Source organism: Streptomyces cacaoi, assembly GCF_006539165.1.
In the GTDB taxonomy this organism is placed as follows: domain Bacteria; phylum Actinomycetota; class Actinomycetes; order Streptomycetales; family Streptomycetaceae; genus Streptomyces; species Streptomyces cacaoi.
In genome coordinates this window covers 43,016-65,524 of the sequence record NZ_BJMM01000020.1, presented here as the reverse complement: position 1 = coordinate 65,524, position 22,509 = coordinate 43,016, and the positions used below count along the sequence as shown (strand labels likewise).

Genomic DNA, 22,509 nt, shown 5'->3' with positions numbered 1-22,509 from the left:
ACCCCGCGGCCCAGAATCGTCCCCGATGTCGTGCGGAGCACGGGAAGAGCCGGAGCATCCGAGGGCCGCGAGGACGGCACAGCTCCGCACGGCGCACGACAGGCACATCACCGGCAGGGCCCGACAGCTCGCCGACAACACCGGAACCACCGGAATCACTGGAATCACCGGAAGCCCTGGTGACACCGGAAACACCGGAAACCCCGGAACAACTCACCACACCGACAACCCCGTATCAGTACGACGGAGAGGCAGGCATCGGCATGTGCGGAATCGTGGGATATATCGGCAGGCGTGACACCGCCCCGCTGCTGCTGGAGGGCCTCCAGCGCCTGGAGTACCGCGGGTACGACTCGGCCGGTATCGCCATCCAGTCCCCGGGCACCGGCAAGGCCGCGGGCGGCCTCAAGACCGCCAAGACCAAGGGCCGGGTGCGGGATCTGGAGGACCGGCTGCCCAAGCGGTTCGCCGGCACCGCCGGTATCGCCCACACCCGCTGGGCGACCCACGGCGCACCGAACGACACCAACGCGCATCCGCACCTCGACAGCGCCGAGCGGGTCGCCGTCGTCCACAACGGGATCATCGACAACGCGGCCGATCTGCGCGCCAAGCTGGCCGCCGACGGCGTCACGCTGGTCTCCGAGACCGACACCGAGGTGCTGGCGCATCTCATCGCCGCCGCCCAGGCGGAGAGCCTGGAGGCCCGCGTCCAGGAGGCGCTGCGGCACGTCGAGGGCACCTACGGCATCGCCGTTCTACACGCGGACTTCCCCGACCGCATCGTGGTGGCGCGCAACGGCTCCCCGGTCGTGCTCGGCATCGGGGAGAACGAGATGTTCGTGGCCTCGGACGTCGCCGCGCTCGTCTCGCACACGCGCCAGGTCGTCACCCTGGACGACGGCGAGATGGCCACCATCAAGGCGGGTGACTACCGCACTTACACGACGGAGGGCTCGCGCACCTCCTCCTCGCCGGAGACGGTGGAGTACGCCGCCGAGTCCTACGACCTCGGTGGCCACGACACCTATATGCACAAGGAGATCACCGAACAGGCCGACGCCGTCGACCGGGTGCTGCGCGGCCGGATCGACGACCGCTTCGCCACCGTGCACCTCGGCGGCCTCAACCTCGACCCGCGCGAGGCCCGCGCGGTGCGCCGGGTGAAGATCCTCGGCTGCGGCACCTCGTACCACGCCGGCCTGATCGGCGCCCAGATGATCGAGGAGTTGGCCCGTATCCCGGCGGACGCCGAACCCGCCAGCGAGTTCCGCTACCGCGACCCGGTGGTGGACCCGGACACCCTCTACATCGCCGTCTCCCAGTCCGGCGAGACCTACGACGCGCTCGCCGCCGTGCAGGAGCTCAAGCGCAAGGGCGCACGGGTGCTGGGCGTCATCAACGTCGTCGGCTCCGCCATCGCGCGGGAGGCGGACGGCGGCGTGTATGTGCACGCCGGGCCCGAGGTGTGCGTGGTGTCCACCAAGTGCTTCACCAACACCGTGGTGTCGTTCGGCCTGCTCGCGCTCCATCTCGGCCGTACCCGCGATCTGTCGGTGAAGGACGGCAAGCGCATCATCGAGGGCCTGCGCCGGCTGCCCGGCCAGATCGCGGAGATCCTGGAGCAGGAGCCGCAGATCGAGAAGCTGGCCAAGGAGTTCGCCGACGCCCGCTCGATGCTGTTCATCGGCCGGGTGCGCGGCTACCCGGTGGCGCTGGAGGCTTCGCTCAAGCTCAAGGAGGTCTCCTACATCCACGCCGAGGCGTACCCGGCCTCGGAGTTGAAGCACGGTCCGCTGGCGCTGATCGAGCCGGCGATGCCGACCGTGGCGATCGTCCCGGACGACGATCTGCTGGAGAAGAACCGTGCGGCGCTGGAGGAGATCAAGGCCCGCAGCGGCCGGATCCTCGCCGTGGCGCACCAGGAGCAGGAGAAGGCGGACCGCACCATCGTCGTGCCCAAGAACGAGGACGAGCTGGACCCGATCCTGATGGGCATCCCGCTCCAGCTGCTCGCCTACCACACGGCGCTCGCCCTCGGCCGCGACATCGACAAGCCGCGCAACCTCGCCAAGTCCGTCACCGTGGAGTGAGACTCCTCGTCGTCCCGGACCGGGCGGAGATCCGGGAGCGGACGGCGAACCGACGGAACCGGAGCATCGGGGACTCCGGAATCACGGGGCTCCGGGACGCCAGGCACCCGGGGAATGGGCGGAATCCCGCGCGGGCCACCAACCGCGCGGGATTCCGCCTCCCCTGTTGCCGGCGTCGCCCATTACGCCGGCAGTGGGCCACCGGAGGGGACCGTCACCTCCCGTCCGGCAGCGCGCCGTGGGGAACCGGGCCCGCGTGTCTTCTGTATGCCCCTCACAAGCGCACAATGCACCCCTACGCCCGGGTAGATTCCACGGGTTCCGCCGCCGGGCCCGCCGCGGGCCGCCCGCACCGGCGCACCGGAGCGCCGTCCGGGCCCGCACACTCGGCGCCCGGACGGCAGGAGACGGCCGCTACGGGACGACCACGACGGGGCGCTGCGCCCGGCGTGCCAACCGCCCCGCGACGGAGCCGAAGAGACGGCCCACGAGGCCGTGCGTGGAGCCGACGACGATCGCGTCGGCGGCGTACTCCCGGCCGACCTCCTCCAGTTCGTGGCAGATGTCGCCGCCACGCTCCACGAGGATCCACGGGACCTCCGACAGGTGGTCCGCGCAGGCGAGTTCGAGGCCCAGCACCTCGGTGCGGTGGTCGGGCACGTCGACGAAGACGGGGGGCTCGCAGCCCGCCCACACCGTGGTGGGCAGCCTGTTGGCCACATGGACGATGATCAGTCCTGAGCCCGACCTGTAGGCCATGCCGATCGCGTAGGCGAGCGCACGCTCGCTCGACAGGGAGCCGTCGAACCCCACGACGACGCCGTGCTGGAAAGCCGGGTCGCACGCGTGGCGCGCCTCGTCCGCCGCTTCGGGAGTCGCCGTCGGGTCGGCGATCTGCTTGCGGTCCGCTGGGTCGGGGATCTCGTGTCCAGCCATGAGTTGTCTCGGCGAAGGAAGTCCTCTGTGCGGAGGAACGACGGACGGCTTGCGCTCTCTCGTGTGATAACTGCACGCATGACGACCGGGAATCGTCTTCCCAAGTCCCTTACCCCAAGGGTACGGCGGCACTCCCCCCACTTACCGGCGGAGGAGCAGCGGTCACGGGGACGCGCGTTGTGACCCGGGAGCATGCCTGAGCATGCGGCGCAACGCAATAACGCCCGTCCGCCCCCGCGGCCACGGCGCCGGGACCGCGCCACCGCGGCCCGGGTGACGCCGCGCCCGCACTGCTCAACCGGCTTGCTGCGGCGGCCTGTTGAGCACCAGTGTGGCAGCGGCGGCGCCGTCCGGCGACACCCGGGGCAGTGACCGGCACCCGGCCACGGCGTTGAGCACACCGTGCCTGTCACCCCGCGCGCCTCCCGTGCCCCGTCCGTCGCCTCGCGCACCACCCGCAGGACGGACCCCGACTCCTCGACGGGCCTCACCCGCCCGCGCGACGCCGTGACCGATGTGGTGCGCTGGGGCGCGTTCAGCAGCGCACTGGTGCCCGTCGTCCTGCTGGTGTGCGGTTCGTCCCCGGCGGGTGCGCTGGGGACGGCGGCCGGGCTGGCCACCGTGACGGTCGTGTGCCGCGCTCTGCTGCGCCGGGCGGAACGCACCCGGCCGGCCCGGAACGGCGGCGGGGCCGGTAAGGCGCGGGCGGCCGGAGAGGGCGGAAGCACCGGGGCGAGCCGCACCGCGAGGAGGAAGGCAGGGGGCCCGCGGAGCGCGGGGAGCGCCGGGTCGGCCGACGGCGCCGGGGACGTCACCGGCGGCGCTGGCGCCCAGGGTTCCCCGGGGGCGGTGCCGCACCGGGGGCGGCATGCCCGTACGGGTTCGGGGGCGCACCGCGGGGATCACGACAGCAGGGCGGCACGGCGCGGCAGGGGCGGGTCCGACCGGCAGCGCGGGCGGCGTCGGCGGTGTCCGCGCCCGGGTGCGCCGGGGGCACCGGAGGCGGGCCGGGGGCCGGGCCCGGGCGCGGGCGACGGCCGGGACGGCGGTACGAGGCGGAACTCGGCGGAACGGGGCGGGGAGTGGCGAAAGACGACCCCTCGGAACGCCCATGACTACCCATGGCTTCACTGACGGTCACTCACGTACCGGCAGTCCTGCACACCTCTGAACGGCCGGGCGCAGCATGCGCACCTCACACCCCTCCACAGCACCGGCGTGCGCCTGGCGAGTGACCGGATCGCACGTCTGCTCCCCCACGTTTTTCGGCCAAGTTGCACCCGGCCCGCACCCCCTGCCCCACCCGCTCCCCCACCCCGCGCCACCAGCACGGAAAGGAGCGCCGCGCGGGTGTGCACCCTACGGCGACGGGGCAGAGAGGGCATGCGTACTTCCCAGCAGCGCCTTTGAGTGAAACGCTTCGTGATCGAATGCTTCACGCCAAGTTGCCTTGTCGACAAGGCGTCGGGTGCCGAACTTGCATCGCCCACCACACCCGACGCAGTAGATTCGATCTTGGCTTCGTTGCGGGGGAGAGCGGGGGAGATGTGCATGGACCGAGAGGAACCAGACGATTGAGGGGGGCTTAGTTCCAATGAGCCAGGACTCCACGAACGGCCCAGTTGAGACGCGTAAGCTGGCCGCGCGCCGCCGGCGCGAGATCGTGGCGGTGTTGCTCTTCAGCGGTGGTCCCATCTTCGAGAGTTCCATCCCGCTCTCCGTCTTCGGAATCGACCGCCAGGACGCGGGAGTTCCGCGCTACCGGCTCCTGGTCTGCGCGGGCGAGGACGGACCGCTGCGCACCACCGGCGGGCTCCAGTTGAGCGCGCCGTTCGGACTGGACGCGGTGTCGCGCGCCGGCACCGTCGTCGTCCCCGCCTGGCGCTCCATCACCCAGCCGCCACCCGCCGCCGCGCTGGACGCGCTGCGCTGTGCACACGAGGAGGGGGCCCGGGTCATCGGGCTGTGCACGGGCGCCTTCGTCCTCGCCGCCGCCGGCCTGCTCGACGGCCGTCCCGCGACGACACACTGGATGTACGCGCCGACACTCGCCAAGCGGTACCCGGCAGTTCACGTCGACCCCCGCGAACTCTTCGTGGACGACGGCGACATCCTCACCTCCGCCGGCACGGCGGCGGGCATAGACCTGTGCCTGCACGTCGTCCGGACCGACCACGGGGCTGAGGCCGCGAGCGCGCTCGCCCGGCGGCTCGTCGTCCCGCCCCGCCGAGGCACCAACCAGGAGTCCGGGGGCCACCCGCGCCACCTGGACCGCTCCTTACCGGAGGAGATCGGCGCCGACCCGCTCGCGGAGGTCGTCGCCTGGGCCCTGGAACATCTCCACGAACAGTTCGACGTGGAGACGCTGGCCGCGCGCGCCTACATGAGCCGCCGCACCTTCGACCGGCGCTTCCGTTCTCTTACTGGGAGCGCTCCATTGCAGTGGCTCATCACCCAGCGGGTGCTCCAGGCGCAGCGTCTGCTGGAGACCTCCGACTACTCCGTGGACGAGGTCGCCGGCCGCTGCGGCTTCCGCTCCCCGGTGGCGCTGCGCGGCCACTTCCGCCGCCAGCTCGGCGCCTCCCCGGCGGCCTACCGCGCCGCGTACCGCGCCCGCCGCCCGGAGGGCGAGGAGAGCGCGGACGGTACGGCCCGCTCGGCGCACCACCCGGGCCCCGGTCACTCCGGCCACTCCGGTCAGGTGCCCGGGCAGTCGGCGCCTGCCGCGGCCGAGGCGGGAGCGGGCGGTGCGGTGGCGGCCGGCGGGCGGGACGGTGCTCCGGCCCGGGTCTCCGAGCAGCGCCGCTCCCCCGACCAGCGGGAGCTGCGGGAGGTCAGGGACGTCCCCGAGTACCGCGACCGCAGGGAGGCCCGGGAACAGCGCGAGCGGCTGGCCCGCCGGGACAGCCGGGAGCCCTGGGACCCGAGGAACAGCCGGCGCGAAGCGGGGAAACCGGATTCGGACGTGTTTTCCCCGCGGCTGCCGGGGCAGCGAGGCCGGGGCCAGGGCTGAGCGGCATGCGTCACGTAGTGTGAAGCGCATGAACGATCGCATGGTGTGGATCGACTGCGAGATGACCGGCCTCTCGCTGTCCGATGACGCGCTCATCGAGGTGGCCGCCCTGGTGACCGACTCCGAGCTGAACGTACTCGGCGACGGCGTGGACATCGTGATCCGCCCGCCCGCCCCGGCCCTCGACGCCATGCCGGAGGTGGTGCGCGAGATGCACACCGCCTCCGGCCTGCTCGCGGAGCTGGACGGCGGGACGACGCTCGCCGACGCCGAGGCCCGGGTGCTGGAGTACCTCCGCGCCTGGGTGCCCGAGCCGGGCCGCGCACCGCTGTGCGGCAACTCCGTCGGCACCGACCGCGGCTTCCTCGCCCGGGACATGCCCGCGCTCGAAGGGCATCTGCACTACCGCATCGTGGACGTCTCCTCCGTCAAGGAGCTGGCCCGGCGCTGGTATCCGCGCGCCTACTACAACAGCCCCGAGAAGAACGGGAACCACCGCGCGCTCGCCGACATCCGCGAGTCCATCGCCGAGCTGCGCTACTACCGCGAGGCCGTGTTCGTGCCGCAGCCGGGCCCGGACTCCGACACCGCCAAGCGGATCGCCGCCCGGCACGTGCTGCCGCCCGAGCCCCGTACCTGAAACGTGTGCGCGAGCACCCTCGCGGACCCTGTACACTCGTAACGGCCGGTGCGGGAAACCGCCTGTCAGAGACGGTGACAGCCCGGTCGTGGTGGTCGTAGCTCAGTTGGTAGAGCACCTGGTTGTGGTCCAGGATGTCGCGGGTTCAAGTCCCGTCGATCACCCTCAGAGCGTGAGGCCCCTCCCCGGGGAACGGGGAGGGGCCTCACGCGTGTGTGCCCGCTCACACGGCCCGGCCGGTCACAGCAGCCGGACCCCGTGGGAGGCCATGTAGCGCACGGGGTCGATGTCGGTGCCGTAGCCGCGCTTGGCCCGCACCTCGAAGTGGAGGTGGGGGCCCGTGGAGCGGCCCGAGTTGCCGGATCTGCCGATCCAGGTGCCGGCGTGCACCCGCTGGCCCTTGCGCACGGAGATGGCGGACAGATGCGCGAAGAGGGTGTACTTCCCGTCCGTCATCCGGATCGTGACGGCCTTGCCGTAGGCGCCGGAGCGGCCGGCGAAGACGACGGTGCCGGTTCCGACGGAGCGCACCGGGGTGCCGACGGGGACGGCGAAGTCGATACCGGTGTGGTGCCCGGCCGCCCAGTTGCCCTTGATCCCGTACTTCTGCGAGACCCGGACCTTCCGCGCCGTCAGCGGGCGGACCCAGGGCGCGCGGGCGGCGGAGCCGGCGGCGGGCGGGCGGTGTGCCGTGCCGTCCCGGGAGGAGACGGCGGCGGGGGATGCCGGGGCCGTCGGGGCTGTCGGAGCCGCCGAGGCGGCCGGGGCTGTCGGGGAGGCGCCGGAGGCCGAGGGGCCGGTGGCGCCAAGCCCGGCTATGAGAGCGGCGGTTGCGAGTGCTGAGCCTGCTATACGGCGGTGCCGCACGGGGCCGGTTTCGGGTGCGGTCGCTGTTCGAGCCATACCACCGAACGTAAAAGCAGAGAGTGACCGAGCGCACGCGGATGGTGTCCGAGAGGGTGACCCGTCGTCCGTGGGACGGGTCGTACGGAAGCACGGGGGCCGGACGGGGAGCGGGACCGGCCGGCCGTGTTCCGTCCCGGCCCGTGCCGTTCCACCGGGCCGCCCGCCGGGCCGCCGGTGCACGCCGGAGGGACGGGCCCGGGGACACGGTGCGACGGCGTGCGGCGGCGTACGCAGGCGCGGGGCGGCGGGCGGGGCCGTGGGACGGGTCAGGAGGAGCCGCGGTGGATCAGTTCGGTGGGCAGTACCCGGTGGTGGGCGCCGTCGGCCGGGGGCGTTCCGGGGGCGCTCCTGCCCAGCAGTTCGAGGAGCAGGCGGGCCATCTCCCGGCCCATCTCGGCCGTGGGCTGCCGCACAGTGGTCAGCGGCGGATCCATGTGCCGGGCGACGGCGGAGTCGTCGAAGCCGACGAGCGCGACCTCGTCCGGGACCGTGCGTCCGGACTCGCGCAGGGCGAGCCGGGCGCCGGCGGCCATGACGTCCGAGGCGCAGAAGACGGCGTCCAGCTCCGGGGCGCGCTCCAGCAGGGCACGCATGGCCGCGTGGCCGCCGTCCTCGGTGAAGTCGCCCTCCTCGACGAGATGTTCGCCGGCGGCCAGACCGGCCTCCCGGAGCGCCTGCCGGTAGCCCTCGGTGCGGCAGCGCGCCGCGTACATGTCGGAGGGGCCGGTGATGGTGGCGACGGCGCGGCGGCCGCGGGCGACGAGGTGGGCGACGGCGGCGCGTGCTCCGCCGGTGTTGTCGCAGTCCACGTACGGCAGCGGCTCGTCGGCGTACCGGCGGCCGTTGAGGACGGCGGGGATGCCGGCGGCGGCCAGGACGTCCGGGAGGCTGTCGCCGGCGTGCACGGAGACCAGCAGTACGCCGTCGATCCGCTGCGAGGCCGCGTACTGCGCGAACCGGTCCTGTTCCTTGCGGCCGTGCAGCAGCGTGAGCAGCATCTGCATGTCGGCGCGGGAGAGTTCGGCGCCGGCGCCCTGGACGACGGCGGAGAAGTACGGCTCGGCGAAGAACCGGGACTCCGGCTCGGGGACGACCAGCGCCACGGCGTCGGCGCTGCCCGCCGCGAGGGCGCGGGCCGCCCGGTTGGGCACGTACCCCAGTTCGGCTATGGCCGCCTCCACGGCCGCCCGGGTGCGGTCGCTGACCCGCGGTGAGCCGTTGACGACGCGGGAGACGGTCCCGCGGCCGACCCCCGCCCTGCGGGCGACCTGCTCCAGGGTCGGCCCGCGGCCGTGCCGGGATGCGGCGCCGTCCGGCGCGGGCGGCGGGGCCGCCGGCCGTCCGCTGTCGGGCTGCCCGCCGCGCACTGCTGTCATCGAAGACCTCCCCGTTGTCGCGGGCCGTCGCCGCGCGGTCCGTGCGCCGCTGCGGCAGGCCCCGCGAAGTTGCCGCGAGCCCGGGCGCGGTCGGCGCCCGGAGTGACCGGGGTCATTCAACTACACGGCGCCCGCCCGGTACCGGGCCGTGCGTGCGGGGCCGGTACCGGGCGGGACGGTGGAGGCGAGGGCGGGGCGCCGCGGGTGTGGGGGGATGGAAGGCCGCGGCGCCCCGCCTGCCGGGCCGGGGGATCGGGGGTGACCCCCGGCCGGGGATGCGGCCCGGTGTGCGGCCGGGCCGTCGGGGCCGAGGCGTCCGGCGGGGTGCCGGACGCGGTGGCGCTGGTCAGCCGGCGAACGCCGTGGCGAAGGCGTCGGCGTCCTGCTCGATGCTGGAACAGGTGGGGTCCGCCTCGTTCTTGGGGCCGTCCGGGCAGGGCCTGTCCCGGGTGGCCGACCACATGGAGAGCCCGCCGAGGCCCTTCTTGTCGGCGAACTTCCTGACCTGCTCGGCGTCGGAGGGCTCGAACACCTCCACGGCGACGTCGTTGACGCCGATCATGGGGGTGATCGCCAGGGCGCGCCACGCCTTCGCGTCGTCGAGCCCGAGCGCGCTGCCGACCTGCTTGTGGGCAGCGGTGGCCGCCTGGATCGCGTAGTCGCCCATGTCGCCGTCGTAGGAGGTGCCGTAGTCCATGGCCATGAGGTTCACGGTGGACACCTGTACGCCGTTCTTCTTGGCGTTCTCCAGCAGTGCGGTGCCCGGCGCGGTGAGCCCCTCGGGCATGACCGGCAGGGTGTAGGAGACGTCGAGGCCCTTGTGGCTCTTCTGGAGGGCGGCGACAGCCTTGGCGCGGCGGTCGTTGGCCTGTGTGTCGGGGAGCGCGGCGCCCTCGATGTCCAGGTCGATCTTCTTCAGGTCGAAGGCGTCGACGACCTTGCCGTAGGCCGCGGCGAGATCGTCGGCGGAGTTGCAGGCCAGGCCCAGTTCGGAGCCGTTGGCGCCGCCGAAGGAGACCCGGACGTCGCCGCCCTTCTCGCGCAGCTTCGGGATCTGCGCGGCGACCGGGTTGCCGGTCAGCTCCTGGCTGCCGCCCCACTTGGGGACGCAGGCGCCGTCCGCGCTGGTGACGAAGGCGAGGGTGTACTCCTTGACGCCGGTCCTGCCGGCGGCCTCCACCAGGTCGTAGGAGGGCTGGAGCGAGGTGTCGACGTACGGCGCGAACTCCGTGCCCGCTCCCGCGGTGCCCGCGCCGCCGCCCGCCGCCGCCTCCTCGCCCGCGCTCGCGTTGCCCGCGAGGAGGAATCCGCCGCCCGCCACGAGCGCCGCCGCTGCCGCGCCCGTGATCAGCTTGGTTCCGTGGCCGGCGCGGCGGCGGTGGCCCGGGCGGGCGCCGCCTGCTGGGGAGTTCGTCATCGTGCTCATGGCCTCGATCCGGTGGGGGGAGGGACGCGCAGCACGGTACTGGTCCTGATTCCGGCAAAAGCCGCACAACGGGCGGCGAGCGCGCTCCTTATGGTGCGCTTAAGGAAGCCAAAAGGGCCCGCTCAGCCGGGAGTTCACCGCCGCCTCCCGGGCGCCCCTCCCGCACCTCTCGCCCCTCCCGCGTCACTCCGACCTCCCGCCACTCCCGCCCCTCACACCTCTGTCGCCCCGTGCCGGGTTCTCCCGCCGCCCCGCACACTCCGGCGCGTGCCGCGGACCTGCCGTGCGCCTGCCGCTCATGCCTCGCGCTTGCCGCGCGCACCCGGGCGCGGGCGGACGAGGCGCGCCCCGCGGCGGCGCAGCCGGTGGCTCACCCGGCCACCGCGCCCGCCCGGCCGCTCCCCCAGCGCCAGCCACACCCGCACCTCGGTCCCGCCGAGCACGGAGCGGCCCAGCCGCACATCGCCCCCGGTGGACTCGGCGACCCGGCGCACGATGTCCAGCCCGAGCCCCGTCGAGCCGGGACCGCCGTCGCCGTGGCCGCGGCGCAGCGCGGCGCCCGGGTCCGGGATGCCGGGCCCGGCGTCCGACACCAGGACGATCACCGCCTCGCTGGCCGGGCCCGCGCTGTACAGGTCGACGGAGAACGCCGTGCCCTCCGGGGTGTGCCGGAAGACGTTGCCGAGCAACGCGTCCACGGCGGCGGCCAGTTCGGCCCGCGCCACCGGCACCCGCAGCGGCCGGTCGGCCCCGGCCACCCGCGCCTCACGGCCCTCGTCCTCCGCGAGCGCCGACCAGAACGCCATACGCTCGCGCACCACCTCGGCCGCGTCGCAGGCCGTGCCGGGCGCGGCGCCCTGCTGCTGGCTCTTCTGGTCCCGCGCCGTACGGATGATCGCGTCGACCTCGCCCTCCAGCTGGGCCACGGCCTGCCGGGTCTGCTCCGCCGCGTCGCCCTCGCCGAGCGACGCGGCGTTCAGCCGCAGCACGGTCAGCGGGGTGCGCAGCCGGTGCGAGAGGTCGGCGGCCAGCTCCCGCTCGTTGGCCAGGAGTTGGACGACCTGGTCGGCCATGGAATTGAACGCCGTCGCCGCCGACCGCAGTTCGGTGGGGCCCTCCTCCGGCACCCGCACCCCGAGCCGCCCCTCGCCCAGATCGTGCGCGGCGTCCGCGAGCCGCCGCGCCGGGCGCACCATCCGGGTGCCGAGCCGGTCCGCCACCGCGACGGAGCCCACGATCAGCGCGACGCCCACCCCGGCCAGCACGAACCAGGAGGTCGCGACCCCGTTGGTGACCTCCGCGTCCGGGACGAACACCTCCACGACGGCGACCTTCCCGCCCGCCACCGCCGTCGGCCCGAGCAGCGCGAAACCGCCCGGCACCGTGACCGTCCGCCCCCGCTGCCGGGCCCGCGCCACCTCCTCGCGCGGGGCCCGCGCGTGCCCCACCCGCAGCGGGCCGCGCCGCCGCGCCCCGGTGCCGCCGGCCCGGTCGCCGGAGGCCGGCACATGGACGGCGATCCGGCCCTGCGCCCCGGCCTGCGTGGTGGCGACGGCCCGTTGCAGCTCCCTGCGGTCGGTGGTGATGGCCAACGCCGGGCCGATGGCGGAGACCTGGCGCTCGGCGTTGGCGAACGCCCGGTCGCGCGCGGTCTCCTTGACGACGAGCGCCAGCGGAATGGCGAAAGCCACCACCACCATCACCGTCACGGCGAGGCAGACCTTCACCAGCGCCCATCTCATCGGGGCGGCTCCAGCTTCACCCCGACCCCGCGCAGCGTGTGCAGATAGCGCGGGCTGGCCGCCGTCTCGCCCAACTTCCGGCGCAGCCAGGACAGATGGACGTCGATCGTCTGGTCGTCGCCGTAGGACTGCTGCCACACCTCGGCCAGCAGCTCCCGGCGCGCGACGACGACCCCGGGCCGCTGCGCGAGGAAGGCCAGCAGGTCGAACTCCCGCCGGGTGAGGTCGAGGACGACCCCGTCCAGCTCGGCCTGGCGCCGCAGCGGGTCGATGGCCAGTCCGCCGACCCGCAGGACCCCCTCCCCGCCGTCCGCCGGTCCGCCGCTGCGCGCCCTGCGCAGCACCGCCGCCATCCGCGCCGAGAGGTGCTCGACGGAGAACGGCTTGACGAGGTAGTCGTCGGCGCCGGCGTGCAACAGCCGTACGATCTCCGCCTCGTCGTCCCGCGCCGTGGCGATGATCACCGGGACGTCGGTGATCCCGCGCAGCATCTTCAGCGCCTCCGCCCCGTCGAGGTCCGGCAGTCCGAGGTCGAGCACGACGACGTCGAATCCGACCTGGGCGACCTCGCGCAGCGCCTCCAGGGCCGTGCCCACGCTGCGCACGGTGTGCGCGGCCTCCGTGAGATGCCGGATGAGGGCGGTGCGTACGAACTGGTCGTCCTCGACAACGAGCACACGTGGCATGGGCGGAACCGTACGGCATCGCGACGCGGCGTGAACCTCTAGGCTGCGGGGATGCAACGGCTCCTGCGACCGGGATGGGTGCACGCGGGCGCGTGGACGCTCGCCACGGGTGCCGCCGTCACGCTCTCCTGGTTCGGCGTGCACACCGTCCTCGCCGGCACCGCCTACGATCCGCCCCGCGCGCTGCCCGTCCACGACGTGCCCTCGCCGCGCGCCGACCCGCAGTCCTCCTCCACCCACCGCCCGAAACCGCCCTCGCCCACGCCCACACCGACCCGCGAACAGCCGCGGAAACCGGCCGGGGACGAGAAGAAGAACCGCACGCACGAGGCCGCACCGCCGCCGTCCCGCTCGCCCTCGCCGAGCCGGACGCCACCCTCCTCGGGCTCGGTCCGGGGCGCGACGGTGCCCGGCGGGCGGGCCGTGTTCGACCTCGGCAGCAGCTCGGCGAGCCTGGTGTCCGCCACCCCGGACGAGGGCTGGAACATGCGGATCTGGAACACCCCGGACTGGATCCGGGTCACCTTCACCAACGGGGACACCCAGTCCTCCGTCTTCTGCCGCTGGGACGCGTCGCAGCCGCGCATCGAGACGTTCACCGGCTGACCCGGCCGGCCGCCGCTCAGCCGAACGTGCCGGGCGGCGGCTGCGGTGAGGGCCGCGCCGTCGCGTCGGTCACCGGGCGGGCGCCGCCGGTCCAGTCGTCCAGGTCCCGGCCGTGCACGACCCGGCCGGCGTGCGGATCCCCTGCCGTGCGCCGGGTCAGCTCGTCGACGGGCAGCGGGACGGCGGCGCCCAGCAGCACGCTGTTGCCGAACCGGCGGCCGCGCAGCACGGCCGGGTCGGACAGCACACAGCGTTCCGCGAACACCGCGGCCGCCGTGGCGATCTGGGCACGCAGATGGTGCAGCGGAGGGCCGTCGGCGATGTTGGCCGCGTACCAGCCCTCCGGGCGCAGCACCCTGCGCACCTGGGCGAGGAACTCCGTGCTCGTCAGGTGCGCCGGGGTGCGCGCTCCGGCGAAGACGTCCGCGATGACGAGGTCGGCCCACCCGTCCGGGATCCTCGCCAGCCCCTCCCGGGCGTCGGCGCCGCGCACCCGCAGCCGCGCGTTCCGGTCCCAGGGCAGATGGGCGCGCACGAACCGCGTCAGTTCCGTGTCGGCCTCGACCGCCTGCTGGGTGGAGCGGGGCCGGGTGGCGGCGGTGTACCGGGCGAGGGTGAGCGCCCCGCCGCCGAGGTGCACGGCGTGCACCGGACGGCCCGGCGGTGCGACGAGATCGACGACGTGGCCGAGCCGGCGCTGGTAGGGGAAGGCGAGACGGGCGGGGTCGTCGAGGTCGACGTGCGACTGGGGTGCCTCGTCGAGCAACAGGGCCCAGGCGTGCGGCCGGTCCGGGTCGGGCTCCAGGCGCGCGGTGCCGCCCGCGACCGGCGCGGTCACGGACTCGCGCACCATGCGCCGCCCCGCGCGCCGCTTTCCGTCCCGTGCCATACGCCCAGTATCCGGCACGGGAGCGGACGACGGCGCGGCGAGGGGGGGCCGCCGACGGCCGCGAACGGTGGGGAGACAGCGGAAAACGAGGGGCGCCGCTACAGGCGGCGGCCGGCGGCCTCGATGGTGCGGGCCGCCTCGCCGAGGGCCGCGCGGAGTTCGGCGGGCTCGGTGGCCCGCGCGTAGGCGACCTCGGGCGGTACGAGCCAGCCGGTCCCGGCGACGGGCGGCTCGGCGCCGGCGGAGCGGCGCGGGTGGGTCTGGGTGCAGGCGCTGCCGGGCAGATCCCAGCAGGCGGCGGTGCCGGGCGGTACGAGGAAGCCGAGGGTGACGCCCTCGTGGTCGTGCAGGACGGGGCCGATGCCGTCGCGGAGGCGGAGGATGTCCAGGGCCTCCAGACCGTGCCGGGCCGGGACGGTGACCAGATCGCAGGGGGGTTCGTCGGGGTCCTGCGCGGCGCCGTGGCCCTCGGCCGGTGCGCCGTCCTGCGGGAGGCGGGAAGCGGCGGCGTGGGAAGCGGTTCCCGGCTGCGCCGTGTGCGCTGCCGGGTGTGTGCTGCCTGCCGGGGTGCCGGTTCCTGCTCCGGTGTCCAACAACTCAGACCCCTCCTCCGCGGTGGCTGTGCCGGGTCCAACGGACGGGCCGGTCACCGGCTACGGCGGCGGACCACCGCGCGGGATGGCGGTTCATGGCAGAAGGGGGGTGAGATATCCCGTTTGTAAGCAAACCCAGGGTGTTGGCGCCGTCACGGACGGTACGTTTCCGCCATGGCGTCATCTTCACGGTCACGCTCAACACCTCCCGGAACACAACTCCCCCCGCACGCACCGAACACGGCGTTCCGCGCCCTCAGAGGGCTCCTGTCGCCGGGCGAGTTCGCGGCAGCCGTACGCCGCTCGGCGCGGGAGATCGGCGAGCAGGTCTCCTGCGACGCGCGCTACATCGGCCGCGTCGAGTCCGGGGAGATCCGGTGCCCCAACTACGCCTATGAGCGCGTGTTCCTGCACATGTTCCCCGGCTATTCGCTGACGGACATGGGGTTCGCACCGCGGGAAACCGTGCGGGGTCGCGCGGCGCGCTCCCGCGGGGCGCACGCCAAGAGCGAGGCGCCGCACCAGACTTCGATGCGCTGCGGGGACCCGGTGCTCCCCCGCGGACTCCAGGAGCCCGAGGAACCGGCGCCGGCCGCACGGGCCGTGCGCCCCCTCGTCCCCGGCGGCGCCGGACACCTGGAGCGCTACCGCCCCCCGACGACCGTGCGGCCCCGGCCCCTCGGCCCCGCGGCACCACCCGCTCCGTACACGCCGGACCCGCCCGACTCCCCGAACTCCCCCGACTCCCCGACCGTCCCGTCCGCCGCCCCGGCCGACACGGCGTCCGACCCGGGCGGGCTCGCGGACCTCACCGAACTCGCGGGGCTCGCCGCCGCGGCGGGCCTCGTCCAGCTCACCGAACTCACCGAGCCCCCAGACCGACCGGACAGCCGCGGACCCGCCGGGACGCTCCGCTGTCCCGAGCACCACGAGGAGAGCGACGTGCTCCGTCGTGCTTTCATGACCGCAGGGCCCGCAACGGCGGCGACCGCCTCCTTCGGCGGCGCCTTCGCCGCGGCCGCGCCCCGCGCATCCGCCCGCTCCCGCGGCCGGTCGGCCGGCGACGCCGAGGCCCGCGCCGTGGAACACGCCGTACGCCACATCCGGCTGCTCGACGACCGGCAGGGCGGCGGCGGCCTCTACCGCCGTGCCACCGCGGCGTTGCAGGCCGCCTACGCACTGCTGGACGGCGGCGCCAGGCGCCGGTCCGTCGCCGAGCGGCTGCACACCGGCGCCGGTGAACTGGCCATCTCCGTGGGCTGGTTGGCACACGACTCAGGCCGGTTCCAGGACGCGCGCTCGCACTACGCCGAGGCCCTGGCGACCGCCCGCGTCGCGGGCGACACCGCGCTGGAGGCACACGCCTTCTGCAACACCTCGTTCCTCGCCCGCGACGCCGGGCGGCCCCGCGAGGCCGTCCGCGCCGCACAGGCCGGCCAGCAGGCCGCCCGGCACCTGGGCTCGGACCATCTGCTGGCGCTGCTCGCGCTGCGCGAGGCCGGCGGCTGGGCCGGCCTCGGCGACCACACCGGCTGCCGCCAGGCACTGGCCCGCGCACACCGGCTGTTCGGGCGCGGCCCCCGCGACACGGACCCGGAGTGGATGAGCTTCTTCGGCGAGGCCGAACTGGAGGGCCTGGAGGCGCAGTGCTGGTCGGCGCTGGAGGACTGGGACCGCGCCGCCGGGCACGCCGGGCGCGCCGTCCGGCTCCAGGACCCCCATTTCACCCGCAACCGGGCCCTGTTCACGGCGGAGCTGGCCGGCGATCTGGCCGCGCGCGGCCGTGCCGACGAGGCCGCCGCCGCCGGCTCGCGCGCGCTGGACTTCCTCGGGCCCGTGCAGTCGCCGCGCATCCGCTCGATGCTGGACACCACGGCGGCGCGGCTGCACCGGCACCGCCGCGAACCGGTCGTCGCGGGCTTCCTCGCCCGGCACGCGGCCAACTCCTGACCCCCGCCCACCGGTTGCCCACCGGCCTCCTGCCCGGCCCGCCCCGGTGCCGCCCGGTTCCGGTTCCTCCGGGCGGCCGGCCTCCGCTGCCGGCCGCCCGGACCACCGGCCTCCCGCGGCCCCGCCGCACGCACGGCGGACACCGGCAGACCGCCCGGGGGACGGGAGCGGGAACGGGGGCGGGAACGCGCCGGTACGGCCGCCCGGTTCAGTCCAGGTGCCCGGTGTCGTTCCAGCGTTCGACGGCAGGGGCGCCGTAGGCCCAGCCGAGGACGGAGAGAGAGGCCGGGTCCAGCTTCAGCCGGGCGGCGAAGTCCGGCTCGTAGCCCAGCCAGCGGGCGCCCAGGACGCGCAGGATGTGCCCGTGCGCGAACACCAGCACATCGCGGTCGGCGGAGCGCGCCCAGCTGACGACCTCGTCGGCGCGGGCCGCGACCTCGTCGAGCCGCTCACCGCCGCGCACACCGTCCCGCCAGATGAACCAGTCGTCGCCGGCGATCTCCCGGATCCGGTCGGGCGCCAGGCCCTCGTAGTCCCCGTAGTCCCACTCCAGCAGCGCGTCCCACGTCTCGGCCCCGGCGAAGCCCGCCAGCTCGCAGGTCTCCTTCGCACGGGACAGCGGGCTGGTGCGGACCTCCACGCCGGGCAGCCCGGACCACGGCGCCCGGTGCAGCCGCTCCCCCAGCAGCTTCGCCATCCGACGGCCGTCGTCCAGCAACGGGATGTCCGTCCGGCCGGTGTGCTGTCCGGTGACCGACCACTCGGTCTGACCGTGCCGGACCAACAGGATGCGCGCTGCCATGGGGTACCTCTCGACCGTGATCTCCGGGTGCTCCCGCCGCGCGGAAGGCCCGGTGTGTGCTGTTGTCCGCGCCGGCCCGCGCCCGCACCGCGCCGCCGCTCTCCGGGGCCCCGGGCTCGTCGGCTCACCGCGGGCCTCGGGTCCCGCGGGCCCGGCGGAGTGCTGCCGCGCTCCGGTCGCCCGCGGTCCGGGCTCCTTCGTCCGGTGTCCGCCCCTCCATCTTCGCCCCACTTCCCGAACGCCTGCTCGCCGGGGCGGGGCGGCGAGCAGTCGGGGACGGGGCTCGGCCGGTGTCGGACGGGGGTGCCAGACTGCGGCGGGTACCGCACCCTCCCTTGAGGCCACAGCCCATGACACCCTCCCCGCCCCCCGGGGCCCCCTCGACGGCGGCCCCGCCCCGCAGCCGGCGGCTCGACGCGCTGCGCGGCGGACCCGAAGTGCCGCAGCGCCCCCTCGACGCCCGTGCGCTGTCCGCGCTCGCCGCGAACCCCGGCTGCCGCCGCCGCGCGCTGCTCGACGGCGCCGGTGTGGACAAGGCAGCCGTCGCCCAGGCGCTCGGCGCCCCCGCGCCCTTCGGCCAGTCGCAGTTCGCCTTCGTCCGCGGCAACGCCTTCGAGGCCCGGGTGAAGGCGGACGGCGGCGAGGCCCTGCTCGCGCTGCTGTGCGAGAGCACCGGCGAGGAGCGCCCGGAGCCCTCCGCCGTGCTCGTCCCCGATCTGACGGCCGACGGCCCCGCCGGCCGCGCGGCCCGCACCGGCCTCGCGCTGGCCGAGGTCCCCGCCGGGCAGTGGGCCCTGCTGGACCATCCGCTGCTCACCCTGGAGGTCGCCGGGGCGACGGCGTATCTGGAGCCGGACGCGCTGGCGGTGCATCCGGACGGCGGCGTCACGGTGATCGAGATCAAGTCCTTCCCCGTCCTGGACGGCACCGTCGACCCGACGAAGGCCGGGGGCGCCGCCCGGCAGGCCGCCGTCTACGCCCTCGCGCTGACCGGCAGCGTCCCCGTCCGCGAACAGGCCCTGCTGGTGTGCCCGAAGGACTTCGGCAACCAGCCCGCCGGCGGCCTGCTCGACCTGCGCAAACCGCTCGCCGCCTGCCGCCGCCAGCTCGCCCGGCTCACCGACCTCGACGCGATCGCCGACCTGCTGCCCGAGGGCGCCCACTTCGGCACCGAGCAGGACCGCGCCGCGCTCACCGCCGCCGTCGAGTCCGTGCCCGCCGCCTACGCGCCGGAGTGCCTGGCCACCTGCGAGCTGGCGTTCCACTGCCGCGAGCGGGCCCGCGAGGCCGGCGCCGTCGAGGCGCTCGGCCGCTCGGTGCGCGGCGAGCTGGGCGGACTGCGGACGGTGCACGAGGTGCTGGCCGCCGCCCGTGCCGACGCCGACGACCCCGCCGCCCGGGACCCGGCCGCCGAAGCGCTGCGGCGCGCGGCGGCACTGCGCGCCGAGGCGCTCGCCACCGCTGCGCCGGCCCCCGCACAGGCCGGGACCCCCGCGCCGCCCGCGGGCGGCGGCACCGAGGGAGGCCTCGCATGTCGCTGATCGACGCCCTGGCCCGGATGGAGGCCGCGGCCACCGGCGCGGCACGCCCGCTGGCGACGGTCCGCCACCGGCATCTGGCCGCGCGCCCCCTCGTCCTCGTCCCGCTCACGACGGCGGGCGAGACCGGCGCGCCGCTCGGCGCGATGCTGGGCACCGACCGGGCGGCGCCCGAGCTGTTCACCGTGCCGCAGCCGCGCGACCGCGACCTGCGGTTCACCTTCCTGGAACGGCTCGCCGAGGCGCTGCTGCCGCACCTGGAGTCCTGCCAGGACGAGGTGGAGTTCGTCGAGCGCAAGGAGACCGACCCGGACACCGGCAAGCGCGTCACGGTGCAGGCCGAACTGTGCACGGACGCGCCGCAGGTGCTCGTGCCGACCGGCCCCGGCATCGACGTCGTACGGCTGCTCGGCCGCTCGATGCGGTTCCGCCGCACGGCCGAGGAGGACCCCGAAGCACCGCACCCCGCCCCGCCCCGGGTGCCGCTGCTGGGCCGCTGGCTGACGCACTACGCCGAGCGCGCACGGGTGCCCGGCTCGTCCCTGCTGCTGTCGATGACGGACCTGCTCACCCGGCACTGGGCGACCGGCCAGAGCCGGCTGGAGGACCAGCACCTGGGCGCACTGCTGGCCTGGATCGCCCCGCCGGACGGCATCCCCGGGGCCGAGGCGGCCCGCCGCGCCGAGCTGGCACGGGACGAGCACGGGCAGCTGCTGGTGCCGCCGGCCGGGCCCGCCACCGATCCCGCGTTCGACAACCGGCTGCTCGCGCCGGCCCTCGCCCGCCACGACAAGGGCGTCCCCGGCGCGGCCGAGGAGGTCCACGAGCTGATCGCCTCGCAGCTGCGGCCCACCTGGGAGGCCATGTGGCAGGGCGTCGACCTGCTGCGCTCCCTGCCCGAGGGCGCCCATACCGCGGACCGCTGGCGGCGCGACCGCCAGTCCTACACCCACCACAGGGACCGGCTGCGCTCGGCGGAACCCCCGCAGCCGCGCCGGGACGACGCGGTGACGGCGGCACGCAAGCTCGCCATGCGCGAGCAGCGCCAGGCGGAGCTGGACGCCCAGGAGGCGCTGGACGATCCGCTGGTGATGGCCGTACGGCGGCTGGCGGGCGAGGCGTTCGCGGCACGTGCGGCACACGTCGAACCGGCCGTGTCGGAGGGCAAGCGGCCCACCCCGCGCCCGCTGGTGACGGTCCGCGCCGAGGAGCACGACCGGCCGCTGCTCGCCGAGGGCGACGCGGTGTACCGGGCGCTGCCCGAGGGCGGCGGGCAGCGCGCCGAGGTGGTCGGCGCCCCCGAGCCGGGAGTGTACGTGCTGCGCCTGGTCAACGGCATGGGGCGGGGCAAGGAGCCGGCGCCGGGGACGGTGCCGGAGCCCGGCGACCGCGACTGCTGGACGCTGTTCGAACACGCGCCGCGCGGCGGGCCCGCGCTGCCGGAGCCGGAGGAGACGCCGTGGACCCACGGCGGCCCCCCGCCGGAGGCCACCGCCGAGCCCCCGGACCCGACCACCCCGGAGGACCTCCTGTGACACCCGCCCACCTGCCGGCCGGAGGACCGGCACCACCGGCTCCGTCCCCGCCGGGAACCGGGGCCGGGCCCGCACCGGAGGCCGACCCGCCCGCACCGGAAACCGAGGACGAGCCCGCGGCGGGAGCCGTGTGCGTCCCGGAAGGAGCCGCAGCGTGACCGCGTCCGTACATCTCCCGCGCCAGGCGGAGGCCGCCGTCGGCGATCCCGGTGCCGCGGCCGCGCTGGCCACCGAACGGATCCTGGCCGACACACTGGACGAGAGCGTCCCGGGCGTCGTCGTGGACTCGCCGCCGGGCGCCGGCAAGTCCACGCTGGTGGTCCGCGCTGCCCGCGAACTGGCCGCCGCGGGCCGGCCGCTGATGGTGATCGCACAGACGAACGCGCAGGTCGACGATCTGGTGGACCGGCTCGCCAGCGCCGACCCCGACCTGCCCGTCGGCCGGCTGCACAGCAGCGACGCACACGCCTACGACCCGGCGCTCGACCGGCACCCGGCGGTCCGCACCTCGGCGAAGTCGGCCGATCTGGCGGGCATGGACATCGTCGTCTCGACGGCGGCGAAGTGGGCGTGGGTCAAGCCGGGCGAGCAGTGGCGCTGCGCGATCGTCGACGAGGCGTACCAGATGCGCTCGGACGCGCTGCTCGCCGTCGCCGGGCTGTTCGAGCGCGCCCTGTTCGTGGGCGACCCCGGGCAGCTGGACCCGTTCAGCCAGGCGGACGCCACCCAGTGGGCGGGCCAGGCACACGATCCGGCGGCCAGCGCGGTCAGCACGCTCCTGGCGCACAACCCGGGCCTGCCGCAGCACCGGCTGCCCGTCTCCTGGCGGCTTCCCGCCTCCGCTGCACCGCTGGTCTCCGAGGCGTTCTACCCGTACACCCCGTTCCGCAGCGGCACCGGGCCGGGCGACAGGAGTCTGGAGTTCACCGGGCCCGCGGACGGCTCCGCCGTGGACGAGGTGCTGGATGTCGCCGCCGCCTCGGGCTGGGGCCTGCTGGAGCTGCCGGCGGCCCGTACGCCCCGCACCGACCCGGAGGCCGTGGCCGCCGTGGCCGCGCTGGTGCGCCGGCTGCTGGAGCGCGAGGGCGTCACCCGCAGCGAGCGCGGCGACGGACCGGCGCCGCTGACCGCGGACCGCGTCGCGGTGGGCACCGCGCACCGCGATCAGGCCGCCGCCGTCCGCGCCGCACTCGGTCCCCTCGCCGAGGGCGGCCCGGGGGCCGGGCGGTCCGGCGACCACGAGGGCGACCGGGAGAGCGGTGAAAGCGGGGAGGGCGGCGGGCCCGGGGTCACGGTGGACACCGCGAACCGGCTCCAGGGCCGGGAGTTCGACGTCACGGTGATGCTGCACCCGCTCTCCGGCCGCCCGGACGCCACCGAGTTCCATCTGGAGACGGGCCGGCTGTGCGTGCTCACCTCCCGGCACCGGCACGCCTGTCTGGTGGTGTGCCGGGCGGGTGTGCCCGAACTGCTGGACGACCACCCGGCGACCGAGCCGGCCCGGCTGGGCACCTGGTCCCCGGCGCCGGACGGCTGGGAGGCCCACCAGGCGGTACTCGCCCGGCTGGCCGGCCATACCGTGCGCCTGCGCTGAACCCCGGCGCCCGCGCCGGACCCCGCGCCCCCGCTCTCCCGGTGTCACCGCGGTCCACGGCCCGCGCACCCCCGGGTACCCGGGCGTCCGCGCCCCCGCGCCCGGCTCCGGGCGCCGGTGCGGCCGCACGGGCCGTGCGGCACCGGGGCGCCCGGGCGCACAATGGGGGCGGCCGACGACTTTG

Annotated in this window: 17 protein-coding genes and 1 tRNA gene; 9 read left to right on the top strand and 9 right to left on the bottom strand. The window is 75.3% G+C overall.

Annotation, left to right across the window (positions count from 1 at the left end):
• Positions 1-263: 263 nt before the first annotated feature.
• The gene (gene glmS, locus SCA03_RS19450; protein WP_030877899.1) at positions 264-2,093 is read left to right on the top strand and encodes a glutamine--fructose-6-phosphate transaminase (isomerizing); all 1,830 of its coding nucleotides are present in this window, start codon (positions 264-266) and stop codon (positions 2,091-2,093) included.
• Positions 2,094-2,507: 414 nt separating this feature from the next.
• Here glmS and SCA03_RS19445 read toward each other — a convergent pair whose 3' ends face one another.
• Positions 2,508-3,029, bottom strand: coding sequence for a universal stress protein (locus SCA03_RS19445; RefSeq protein WP_030877895.1), 522 nt, complete (start codon positions 3,027-3,029; stop codon positions 2,508-2,510).
• Positions 3,030-4,623: 1,594 nt separating this feature from the next.
• On the opposite strand from SCA03_RS19445, the gene SCA03_RS19435 reads away from it, so the two are divergent.
• From SCA03_RS19435 to SCA03_RS19425, 3 genes are all read left to right on the top strand, one after another.
• Positions 4,624-6,042 (top strand): helix-turn-helix domain-containing protein, encoded by a 1,419-nt coding sequence (locus SCA03_RS19435; protein WP_141275528.1) that lies wholly within the window; start codon positions 4,624-4,626, stop codon positions 6,040-6,042.
• A gap of 28 nt (positions 6,043-6,070) precedes the next feature.
• Complete coding sequence (orn, locus tag SCA03_RS19430) at positions 6,071-6,682, top strand: oligoribonuclease (protein ID WP_030877886.1); 612 nt, start codon at positions 6,071-6,073, stop codon at positions 6,680-6,682.
• 91 nt (positions 6,683-6,773) lie between these two features.
• A tRNA-His gene (locus tag SCA03_RS19425) sits at positions 6,774-6,846 on the top strand.
• Between the two features lie 76 nt (positions 6,847-6,922).
• Here SCA03_RS19425 and SCA03_RS19420 read toward each other — a convergent pair.
• The 5 genes from SCA03_RS19420 to SCA03_RS19400 all read right to left on the bottom strand — a co-directional run bounded on the left by SCA03_RS19420 (position 6,923) and on the right by SCA03_RS19400 (position 12,818).
• Positions 6,923-7,585: a M23 family metallopeptidase gene (locus SCA03_RS19420; protein WP_086817423.1), complete on the bottom strand. Its 663-nt coding sequence runs from the start codon at positions 7,583-7,585 to the stop codon at positions 6,923-6,925.
• A gap of 269 nt (positions 7,586-7,854) precedes the next feature.
• A complete protein-coding gene (locus SCA03_RS19415) occupies positions 7,855-8,964 on the bottom strand; it encodes a LacI family DNA-binding transcriptional regulator (protein WP_078874900.1) in 1,110 nt (369 codons plus the stop codon).
• Positions 8,965-9,310: 346 nt separating this feature from the next.
• Positions 9,311-10,390: a chitinase gene (locus tag SCA03_RS19410; protein WP_141275527.1), complete on the bottom strand. Its 1,080-nt coding sequence runs from the start codon at positions 10,388-10,390 to the stop codon at positions 9,311-9,313.
• Between the two features lie 296 nt (positions 10,391-10,686).
• Entirely contained in the window at positions 10,687-12,132 is a 1,446-nt protein-coding gene (locus tag SCA03_RS19405) for a HAMP domain-containing sensor histidine kinase (RefSeq protein WP_086816946.1), read from the bottom strand.
• Positions 12,129-12,818, bottom strand: a complete 690-nt coding sequence (locus SCA03_RS19400) for a response regulator transcription factor (protein ID WP_030877875.1) — start codon at positions 12,816-12,818, stop codon at positions 12,129-12,131. The genes SCA03_RS19405 and SCA03_RS19400 overlap by 4 nt, the downstream gene beginning before the upstream one ends.
• A gap of 51 nt (positions 12,819-12,869) precedes the next feature.
• On the opposite strand from SCA03_RS19400, the gene SCA03_RS19395 reads away from it, so the two are divergent.
• On the top strand, positions 12,870-13,424 hold the full coding sequence (locus SCA03_RS19395) for a hypothetical protein (RefSeq protein WP_030889633.1): 555 nt from the start codon (positions 12,870-12,872) through the stop codon (positions 13,422-13,424).
• Between the two features lie 16 nt (positions 13,425-13,440).
• Here the strand turns inward: SCA03_RS19395 and SCA03_RS19390 are convergent, their stop codons facing one another.
• Both SCA03_RS19390 and SCA03_RS19385 read right to left on the bottom strand, forming a co-directional pair.
• Positions 13,441-14,313 carry a spermidine synthase gene (locus tag SCA03_RS19390; protein ID WP_086816944.1) on the bottom strand — a complete coding sequence of 291 codons (873 nt, stop codon included), beginning with the start codon at positions 14,311-14,313 and terminating at the stop codon, positions 13,441-13,443.
• Positions 14,314-14,411: 98 nt separating this feature from the next.
• Positions 14,412-14,909 (bottom strand): hypothetical protein, encoded by a 498-nt coding sequence (locus SCA03_RS19385; protein ID WP_371863961.1) that lies wholly within the window; start codon positions 14,907-14,909, stop codon positions 14,412-14,414.
• 171 nt (positions 14,910-15,080) lie between these two features.
• On the opposite strand from SCA03_RS19385, the gene SCA03_RS19380 reads away from it, so the two are divergent.
• Positions 15,081-16,856, top strand: a complete 1,776-nt coding sequence (locus SCA03_RS19380; protein WP_141275526.1) for an NsdA family TPR-like regulatory protein — start codon at positions 15,081-15,083, stop codon at positions 16,854-16,856.
• 208 nt (positions 16,857-17,064) lie between these two features.
• On the opposite strand, the gene SCA03_RS19375 is transcribed toward SCA03_RS19380, so the two are convergent.
• Positions 17,065-17,658 (bottom strand): histidine phosphatase family protein, encoded by a 594-nt coding sequence (locus tag SCA03_RS19375; protein WP_030877865.1) that lies wholly within the window; start codon positions 17,656-17,658, stop codon positions 17,065-17,067.
• Positions 17,659-18,008: 350 nt separating this feature from the next.
• Between SCA03_RS19375 and SCA03_RS19370 the strand changes: the two genes are divergently transcribed.
• The 3 genes from SCA03_RS19370 to SCA03_RS19360 all read left to right on the top strand — a co-directional run bounded on the left by SCA03_RS19370 (position 18,009) and on the right by SCA03_RS19360 (position 22,325).
• Positions 18,009-19,199 (top strand): hypothetical protein, encoded by a 1,191-nt coding sequence (locus tag SCA03_RS19370; protein WP_141275525.1) that lies wholly within the window; start codon positions 18,009-18,011, stop codon positions 19,197-19,199.
• Entirely contained in the window at positions 19,190-20,731 is a 1,542-nt protein-coding gene (locus SCA03_RS19365) for a hypothetical protein (RefSeq protein ID WP_141275524.1), read from the top strand. Before SCA03_RS19370 ends, SCA03_RS19365 begins: the two co-directional genes overlap by 10 nt.
• A gap of 154 nt (positions 20,732-20,885) precedes the next feature.
• Complete coding sequence (locus SCA03_RS19360; protein WP_174864502.1) at positions 20,886-22,325, top strand: AAA family ATPase; 1,440 nt, start codon at positions 20,886-20,888, stop codon at positions 22,323-22,325.
• The last annotated feature ends 184 nt before the right edge of the window (positions 22,326-22,509 follow it).

What these genes read in the sequence shown, in the direction of transcription:
- SCA03_RS19390 (WP_086816944.1), bottom strand. Translation starts at nt 14,313, where the DNA reads ATGGCACGGGACGGAAAGCGGCGCGCGGGGCGGCGCATGGTGCGCGAG.
- SCA03_RS19375 (WP_030877865.1), bottom strand. Translation starts at nt 17,658, where the DNA reads ATGGCAGCGCGCATCCTGTTGGTCCGGCACGGTCAGACCGAGTGGTCG.
- SCA03_RS19445 (WP_030877895.1), bottom strand. Translation starts at nt 3,029, where the DNA reads ATGGCTGGACACGAGATCCCCGACCCAGCGGACCGCAAGCAGATCGCC.
- SCA03_RS19435 (WP_141275528.1), top strand. Translation starts at nt 4,624, where the DNA reads ATGAGCCAGGACTCCACGAACGGCCCAGTTGAGACGCGTAAGCTGGCC.
- SCA03_RS19400 (WP_030877875.1), bottom strand. Translation starts at nt 12,818, where the DNA reads ATGCCACGTGTGCTCGTTGTCGAGGACGACCAGTTCGTACGCACCGCC.
- SCA03_RS19420 (WP_086817423.1), bottom strand. Translation starts at nt 7,585, where the DNA reads ATGGCTCGAACAGCGACCGCACCCGAAACCGGCCCCGTGCGGCACCGC.
- SCA03_RS19415 (WP_078874900.1), bottom strand. Translation starts at nt 8,964, where the DNA reads ATGACAGCAGTGCGCGGCGGGCAGCCCGACAGCGGACGGCCGGCGGCC.
- SCA03_RS19370 (WP_141275525.1), top strand. Translation starts at nt 18,009, where the DNA reads ATGACACCCTCCCCGCCCCCCGGGGCCCCCTCGACGGCGGCCCCGCCC.
- SCA03_RS19395 (WP_030889633.1), top strand. Translation starts at nt 12,870, where the DNA reads ATGCAACGGCTCCTGCGACCGGGATGGGTGCACGCGGGCGCGTGGACG.
- glmS (WP_030877899.1), top strand. Translation starts at nt 264, where the DNA reads ATGTGCGGAATCGTGGGATATATCGGCAGGCGTGACACCGCCCCGCTG.
- orn (WP_030877886.1), top strand. Translation starts at nt 6,071, where the DNA reads ATGAACGATCGCATGGTGTGGATCGACTGCGAGATGACCGGCCTCTCG.
- SCA03_RS19380 (WP_141275526.1), top strand. Translation starts at nt 15,081, where the DNA reads ATGGCGTCATCTTCACGGTCACGCTCAACACCTCCCGGAACACAACTC.
- SCA03_RS19365 (WP_141275524.1), top strand. Translation starts at nt 19,190, where the DNA reads ATGTCGCTGATCGACGCCCTGGCCCGGATGGAGGCCGCGGCCACCGGC.
- SCA03_RS19410 (WP_141275527.1), bottom strand. Translation starts at nt 10,390, where the DNA reads ATGAGCACGATGACGAACTCCCCAGCAGGCGGCGCCCGCCCGGGCCAC.
- SCA03_RS19405 (WP_086816946.1), bottom strand. Translation starts at nt 12,132, where the DNA reads ATGAGATGGGCGCTGGTGAAGGTCTGCCTCGCCGTGACGGTGATGGTG.